This window comes from Kitasatospora sp. P5_F3 (genome assembly GCF_054049135.1).
Genome location: NZ_JBFUMY010000134.1, coordinates 1 through 6,986, shown reverse-complemented (window position 1 = coordinate 6,986; position 6,986 = coordinate 1). Strand labels below are relative to the sequence as shown.

Genomic DNA, 6,986 nt, shown 5'->3' with positions numbered 1-6,986 from the left:
GCTAGTGTTTTACTTCATAAAGGAATCTCCAACCCATCCAAAGGATAGGCCGGGGATGTCAACATATCTGGCGTTGACTTTTGGCACGCTGTTGAGTTCTCAAGGAACGGACACTTCCTTCGAGCCGCTTATCAGGCGGACCCTCCGGGCGCTTCGTTCTTTCGTGTTTCCAGCTTAGCAGATCAATTTCGGCCGTTTTACCGGCTTCATTCGTTCTGAATTCCCGCTGGGAGGGATTTTGCCGAATCCGTGGCGGGCACCCGTAGATGCTCACTGCCTCGTCCTGGCGATGTTGTAGACACTAAACCTTCAAGGCGACTGTTGTCCAGTCGGTCTCAACCGTTTAAACCTACTAGCACATGTGGACCGTGTCAACGGTTTTTGTGCGCTGATGAGAAGACTACCAGGTCAGCGGCCCTGTCCCGACCAGCCACGCGCTACGCCGCCACCGGGTTGAGGTCCGCCCGATCGGCGGATTCGAGGTCGCCCGCGTCGCCGGTGGCGGCGGCTCGGCGGCCGAGGACCAGGGCGTAGAGGAGGAAGAGCACCTCGGCGACCGCGCCGATGCCGATCCGGGCCCAGGTGGGGAGTCCGGAGGGGGTGACGAAGGCTTCGAGCAGGCCGCTGACGAACAGCACGACCGTGAGGCCGATCGCCATGCCGATGATCGATCGGCCCTCTTCGGCGAGGGCGGTCGCGCGGGGGCGGGGGCCGGGGTCGATGACGGTCCAGCCGAGGCGGAGGCCGAGGCCGGCGGCGACGAAGACGGCGGTGAGTTCGAGCAGGCCGTGCGGGAGCAGCAGGCCGAGGAAGAAGTCCAGGCGGCCGGCCGAGCTCATCAGGCCGAGGGCAACGCCCAGGTTCATCACGTTGCTGATCAGGACCCAGATCACCGGGAGGCCGAGCAGGACGCCGAAGATCAGGCACTGGGCGGCGATCCAGGCGTTGTTGGTCCACACCTGGGCGGCGAACGAGCTGGCGGGGTGGTCGGAGTAGTAGGTCTCGTACTGGCCGCCTGGCCTGGTCATCTCGCGGATCTGGTCCGGGGCGGCCAGGCTGTCGCGGATCTCGGGGTGGGCGCCCACCCACCAGCCGATCAGGGCGGAGAGCAGGATCGAGAGCACCGCGATCGGTATCCACCACTGGCGCGAGCGGTAGAGCGCGGCGGGGAAGCTGACGGTGAAGTACCGGCCGGCGTCGCGCCAGGAGGCGCTGCGGGCGCCGGTCACCGCGCTGCGGGCCCTGGCCACCAGGGTGGTGAGCCGGCCGACCAGGGTGGGGTCGGGAGCGGCGGACTGCACCTGGGCCAGGTGGCTGGTGGCGCGTTGGTAGAGGGTGACGAGTTCGTCGGCCTCCTCCCCGCTGAGGCGGCGCCGCTTGCTCAGGACCTCCAGACGGTGCCACTCCGCCTGGTGGGCGGTGACGAAGACGTCGAGGTCCATGCGGCGGTCTCCTATGGGGTAAGGCCTACGAGTCCGGCTCAGCATGCCAGAGGGGTGGGCTGCTCTTCGCGGGGGTTCGGCAGCGCCGTATGTTGGCGGCTGGAGATCGCGGGGGTGGCCCCGCCTGATCGGACGGGCGGGGTGGCGGACCATGAGTCAGTTGGTGACGGGCGAGGCGGTGGTCCTCGGGCTGCGGTCGGCCAAGCTGCCGAGTCGGGCGCTGGCGATCTGGCTGGATCTGCTGGCCCAGTTCACAGTGCTGATCGGTGCGTTCTTCCTGCTGGACGCGGTCCTCAGCGCGGTGGACGACGCCGCGGCGACGGCGATCGCGCTCGGGCTGACGGTGTTCTGTCTGGTGGGCGTACCGGTGCTGGTGGAGACCCTGAGCCGCGGACGGTCGCTCGGGAAGCTCGCGCTGGGCCTGCGGGTGGTGCGGACCGACGGCGGACCGGTGCGGTTCCGGCACGCGTTGGTGCGTGGGCTGGTGGGCTTCGTCGAGCTGCTGATGTTCATGGGTGTCCCGGCGATCATCTGCTCGCTGGTCTCGCCGGAGGGCCGTCGGCTCGGGGACGTCTTCGCCGGGACCCTGGTGGTCCGGGAGCGGGTGCCCGGGTCGGGTGCCGGGCGGGATGCGCTGCCGCCGCTGTCCCCGGAGTTGATGCAGGGGCTGGGCGGCGGGCTGGTCGCGCTGGACCTGTCGGCGGTCCCGGAGGGGCTCTGGCTGGCGATCCGGCAGTACCTGGGGCGGATCGGGCAGCTCGACCCGGCGGTCGGGCACGGCATGGCGCTGCGGCTGGTCGGCGACCTGGTCGCCCGGACCGGCCAGGCCGCACCGTACGGGGTCCCTCCGGCGGCCTACCTCGGTGCGGTGCTGGCGGAGCGCCAGCGACGCGACTGGGAAAGGTCGTTGGGCCACCAGGCCCAGCAGGCGCGCGAGACGCAGCAACAACCGCAACAGCAGGCACACCCGTACGCGCCGCAGCCGACTCCCCCGCCGGCTCCTCCCGTGGCACCGCCGCCGGGGCCGGCCGCTCCGCCGACCGGTTTCGCGCCGCCGGCCTGATGGTGCGTCAGGCGTAGTACTCGGTCGGCCACTGGTTGGGCGGGGACTCCAGCTCCTCCAGCTCGATGCCCGAGGCGGCGAGCACCACGTCCCCGGCGAGGTGGACGATCTGCTGCTCGCCGGTCTCCAGGTCGGCGACCTGGTACTGCTCGACCTGGAGCGGGCCCGAGTCGGTCTCGTGGGTCTGCACGGACTCCAGCAGCCAGCCCTGGTCGAGAGTGCGGGGAGCGAGCACCGGGTCGGTGAAGGCGACCAGCCGGACCCGGGAGCTGCTGCCCGGCTGGAGCCGGAGCATCCGGGCGGTGGCGATCAGGAAGGCCGGGGACGAGCCGGTGAAGCCGTGCGCCCGGTCGTGGCCCTCGGCTGCCTCGGCCGCGTGCTCGCCCGGGCGCTGTCCCGCGCCGTCGGCCGCCGTGCGGACCCAGGTGACGCCGTCGACCGCGCCGCCGCGCACCAGCCAGCCGCCGGAGCGCAGTTCGAGCCGGAGCGGCCGGCTGCGGGAGTCCAGGGTGAGGTCGGTGGTGGCCAGCACGCTGCCGTCGGGGGCGTAGGTCTTGGAGACGTAACGCCAGCCCGCCGGGCCCGGGGCGCAGCTGAAGCGTTCCTCGCCGAGCGGCAGGTGGTCGTGCGTGTCGTGGTGCGTGTAGCGGCCGTTCGGCATGAGGTGAAGCCTACGTGCAACCTTTCCCGGGCCCGGCCGCATCAGCCTGTCGGGGGGTGTGCCGACGCATCGCTCCGGGAGGGAGGGCCCGATGGTGAAACAGACGAACGCCGACGAGTTCACCGCGTACGTGGCTTCCAGGGTCGGCTGGCTCCGGAAGGTGGCGTACCTGCTCTGCGCGGACTGGCATCGGGCAGACGATCTGGTGCAGGAGAGCATCACCAAGCTGTACGTGCAGTGGTCGCGGGTGAGCCGGGTGGAGAACCTCGACGGCTACGCCAGGAAGGTGCTGGTGAACACCTTCCTGGCCGAGCAACGGACCGCCTGGTGGCGGCGGACCGACCGGACCGAGGTGCCGGCCGACGGGGCCCTGCCACTCGCGGGTGACCTGGAGGCGGCGCTGGACCTGCAGCAGGCGCTGACGGCACTGCCGCCCCGGCAGCGGGCGACGGTGGTGCTGCGGTACTACTGCGATCTGAGCGTGGATCAGACCGCGGACGCGCTGGGCTGCTCGCCCGGCAATGTGAAGAGCCAGAGCGCACGGGGGCTTGAGGCACTGCGCCGCTCGCTCGCCCCGGAACGGCTGGCGTTCTCGGAGGGAGCGGCGTAATGGCTGAAGAACTTCCTTCTCTCACTATGAAGTTGGAGGCACTCGTGGACGTTCCTGGACCGGTCAGCACGGTGGATGTGCACCAGGCGCAACGGGACGGGCTGGCGCGGCTGCGCCGCCGTCGGCGGGGGGCGGTCGCGGCCGCCGGGGTGGCCGTGGTGGTGGCCGCGACGCTGTCGCTGACGCTGCCCGGCGGTGACAGGCAGGCGGTCGGGCCCGCGCAGCCGGGGTCGCCGAGCCCGGTGGCCAGCCACTCGGCGAGTGCGCTGCCCACGTTCTCGAAGAGTCCGCTGTCGACGTCCTCGCCGTCCTCACTGCCCGGCGGCGGTACGCCCGTGCCGTCCCTCTCGCAGACCCGGGCACCGTACAGCGGGCGGGCTCCGATCACGGTGGAGGCCGACTTCGGCTGGCTACCGGCGGACGTGAACTCGGTCCGGTACACCCTCTCCCCGTACGGTGTGACCATTCATGCCACGGCCGGGCGCGGAATGCAGGCCCCGATCTACCGGCTGACGGCCTATCCGGCGGGAACGACGCCCGAGCTCGCGGACTTTCCGACCGGGGCGCACGCGATTCGGGTGCCCGCGCCCGAGGTGAACGGCCAGGAGGCGTACTGGGTGTCCTCGGACGACCCGGGCTATGCAGAGGGGCTGACCCGGCTGCGTTGGAAGGCCCCCGACGGGCGCTGGCTGGAGTTGGACAACAGTTACCTCGAGGAGGCGGACCGGCAGCCGGTGACCCTGCGGATCGCGGCCGGCGTGACGGCGGGCCGCCGGTCGATCCCCCTGCCGCTGCGGATCGACGGGATCCCGTCTGGCTACGTCCTCAGCTCGAGCTCCTTCGAGCGGCAGGTCGGGTCGGACAAGGAGTGGCGGGCGGAGCTGAACTACTCCTCGGCGCCGGGCAAGTACTTCAGCACCGCGGTCACGCCGGATGGCACCGAACCGGGGCGTCCCGCCTCCGGCCCTGCGGGGAGCCAGTCGAACCCCGGGACCTGCAAGGCCGCCGATGGTGTGCGGGTCTGTGTGACCCCGTTGCAGACAGACGCGCTCGCTGCTGGCGGCGGCCCGCAGGCCTGGCTGGACAGGATCACCCTGCTCGGCACCGACTCCGCCAAGTGGACGACCGACGTGCTCAACTGACGGTCCATGGTCGATGAGCGAGGGAACGCCCGATCCCGGGCGTTCCCTCGCTGTCTTGGTGCAACCTTTCGGAGGCCCGGCCACATCAGGGGGGCAGGGTGCGCCTGTGTGCCGCCCGGGAGGGGGAATCTCAATGGCGAAGCTCTCACGCGACGCCGAGTTCACGGCATTCGTCACCTCGAGAGGCGGGTGGCTCCGCAAAGTGGCCTACCTGCTCTGCGCGGACTCGCACCGGGCGGACGACCTGGTGCAGGAGAGCATCACCAAGCTCTACGTGAACTGGCACCGGGCCGGACGGGCGGACAATCTGGACGGCTACGCCAGGGTGGTGCTGGTGAACACGTTCCTCGCCGAGCAGCGCACCTCGTGGTGGCGACGGACCGCCCGGGGGGAGGCGGTGGTGGACGGTGTCGCGGAACTCGGCCGCGAGCTGGAGACGTCCCTCGACCTGCGACGGGCGCTCGCCGCGCTGCCGTCCCGGCAGCGGGCCACCGTGGTGCTCCGCTACTACTGCGACCTGACGGTGGAACAGACCGCCGAGGCGATGGGGTGCTCGGCCGGCAACGTCAAGAGTCAGACCTCGCGCGGCCTCGACGCTCTACGGCGCAACCTGGCGGGCGATCCCTTCAGCGCACCTGGAGGTGTGGCGTGATGAACGACGAGATGCCGCAGCTGGCGGCGCAGTTGACCGAACTCGCCGAGAACGCCGGGGCGGGGAGGATGCCGGATGTGGAACGGGCCCGGCGGGAGGGGCGGGGTCGGATGCGGAGGCGCAGGCTGGCAGCGCTCGGTGGAGCCGTGGCGCTGATGATCGGGGTGGCGGCCCTCGGGGTCTCGTTCCAGCGGCCGACGCACGGGACACCGGAGCCGGCCACCAGCTCGCTCTCGGGGAGCGACCCGTTGATCACCGAGGTGCAGTTCGGCTGGCTGCCGGACTGGGCGGTGCTGGGCGTCGGGTACGCGAGTCTGAACGGGGAGAACAGCGCGAGCGTCCAGGGCGAGGGCGAGGGCAACCAGCCCCGGCTCTCACTGTCCCTGGAGAAGCCGGGGGCGCCCAGCATGCCGCCCGGGATGCAGTGGACACAACGGGACGCCCCCCGGGTGAAGGGCCGACCGGCGTACTGGCTGACCCCCGTTCCCGTGGACGGCATCACCAAGGCTCCTAATCAAGAGCTCATGCTGCGCTGGCAGACGCCGAACGGCCGATGGGCGCACCTGTACGGAGACCTCATGCCTGCGGGGCTGGAGGAGACGCTGCTCCGGGTTGCCGCTGACGCGAAGTTCGGGGCGTGGGAGGTTCCCCTGCCGGTGCAGCTCACCGGGGTGACGGAGCCGGTCGGCACGGCGTACCTGTACCTGCAGCGGCCGGAGCCGGACAAGGCGTGGAGCGTGCACATGGAGCTCAAGGTCGGCAAGGAGGGCATCGTCCTGAACGCCTTCCCGGTGGCCGATCGGCCGCAGCCGAGCCCCAGTGCGGTCGAACGCCAGGGCAAGGGCAGCGGGAGCAGCCCCGACCCCGCTCCCACGGGGCAGGCGCCCTTGGCGACCTGCCGACAGGACGAGGAGGTCAGGGTCTGTCTCAGCCTGGGCGGGCGGCTCTCTCCCGAACAGGAGGCCCGGCTGAAGACCATGCTGAACGAGATCCGGCTGCTGGGCGCCACCCCCGAGAACTGGACGACGGACGTCTTCCGGAGGTGACCTGCCGTCGAGGCGGAACGCGTGAGGCCGGTGCCACGGGGGCACCGGCCTCACGGTCGTTCAGTCAGCTACCGGGGAATCAGTAGCGGTACTGGTCCGCCTTGTACGGGCCCTCGACCGGGACGCCGATGTAGTCGGCCTGCTCCTGGCTCAGGACGGTGAGCTTGACGCCCAGGGCGTCCAGGTGGAGGCGGGCGACCTTCTCGTCCAGGTGCTTGGGCAGCACGTACACGCCGACCGGGTACTCCTCGGTCTTGGTGAACAGCTCGATCTGCGCGATCGTCTGGTTCGCGAAGGAGTTCGACATCACGAACGACGGGTGACCCGTCGCGTTGCCCAGGTTCAGCAGCCGGCCCTCGGACAGCAGGAT

Annotated in this window: 8 protein-coding genes; 5 read left to right on the top strand and 3 right to left on the bottom strand. The window is 70.6% G+C overall.

The features are described from left to right. Positions 1-437 precede the first annotated feature (437 nt). Positions 438-1,442 carry a stage II sporulation protein M gene (locus ACXJMZ_RS35895; protein ID WP_457034203.1) on the bottom strand — a complete coding sequence of 335 codons (1,005 nt, stop codon included), beginning with the start codon at positions 1,440-1,442 and terminating at the stop codon, positions 438-440. A 151-nt stretch (positions 1,443-1,593) separates the two neighbouring features. Between ACXJMZ_RS35895 and ACXJMZ_RS35890 the strand changes: the two genes are divergently transcribed. Then, positions 1,594-2,505: an RDD family protein gene (locus ACXJMZ_RS35890; protein WP_457034202.1), complete on the top strand. Its 912-nt coding sequence runs from the start codon at positions 1,594-1,596 to the stop codon at positions 2,503-2,505. A gap of 7 nt (positions 2,506-2,512) precedes the next feature. Here ACXJMZ_RS35890 and ACXJMZ_RS35885 read toward each other — a convergent pair whose 3' ends face one another. Further along, positions 2,513-3,166: a hypothetical protein gene (locus ACXJMZ_RS35885; RefSeq protein WP_457034201.1), complete on the bottom strand. Its 654-nt coding sequence runs from the start codon at positions 3,164-3,166 to the stop codon at positions 2,513-2,515. 91 nt (positions 3,167-3,257) lie between these two features. On the opposite strand from ACXJMZ_RS35885, the gene ACXJMZ_RS35880 reads away from it, so the two are divergent. The 4 genes from ACXJMZ_RS35880 to ACXJMZ_RS35865 all read left to right on the top strand — a co-directional run bounded on the left by ACXJMZ_RS35880 (position 3,258) and on the right by ACXJMZ_RS35865 (position 6,616). After that, positions 3,258-3,776 (top strand): SigE family RNA polymerase sigma factor, encoded by a 519-nt coding sequence (locus ACXJMZ_RS35880; RefSeq protein WP_457034200.1) that lies wholly within the window; start codon positions 3,258-3,260, stop codon positions 3,774-3,776. A 44-nt stretch (positions 3,777-3,820) separates the two neighbouring features. Continuing rightward, complete coding sequence (locus ACXJMZ_RS35875) at positions 3,821-4,918, top strand: hypothetical protein (RefSeq protein WP_457034199.1); 1,098 nt, start codon at positions 3,821-3,823, stop codon at positions 4,916-4,918. Positions 4,919-5,051: 133 nt separating this feature from the next. Continuing rightward, positions 5,052-5,570, top strand: coding sequence for a SigE family RNA polymerase sigma factor (locus ACXJMZ_RS35870; RefSeq protein WP_457034198.1), 519 nt, complete (start codon positions 5,052-5,054; stop codon positions 5,568-5,570). Next, entirely contained in the window at positions 5,570-6,616 is a 1,047-nt protein-coding gene (locus ACXJMZ_RS35865; protein ID WP_457034197.1) for a hypothetical protein, read from the top strand. Before ACXJMZ_RS35870 ends, ACXJMZ_RS35865 begins: the two co-directional genes overlap by 1 nt. Before the next feature lie 79 nt (positions 6,617-6,695). Here ACXJMZ_RS35865 and ACXJMZ_RS35860 read toward each other — a convergent pair. Continuing rightward, positions 6,696-6,986: adenosylhomocysteinase (locus tag ACXJMZ_RS35860; RefSeq protein ID WP_457034196.1), on the bottom strand; the 291-nt coding region annotated here is incomplete at its 5' end.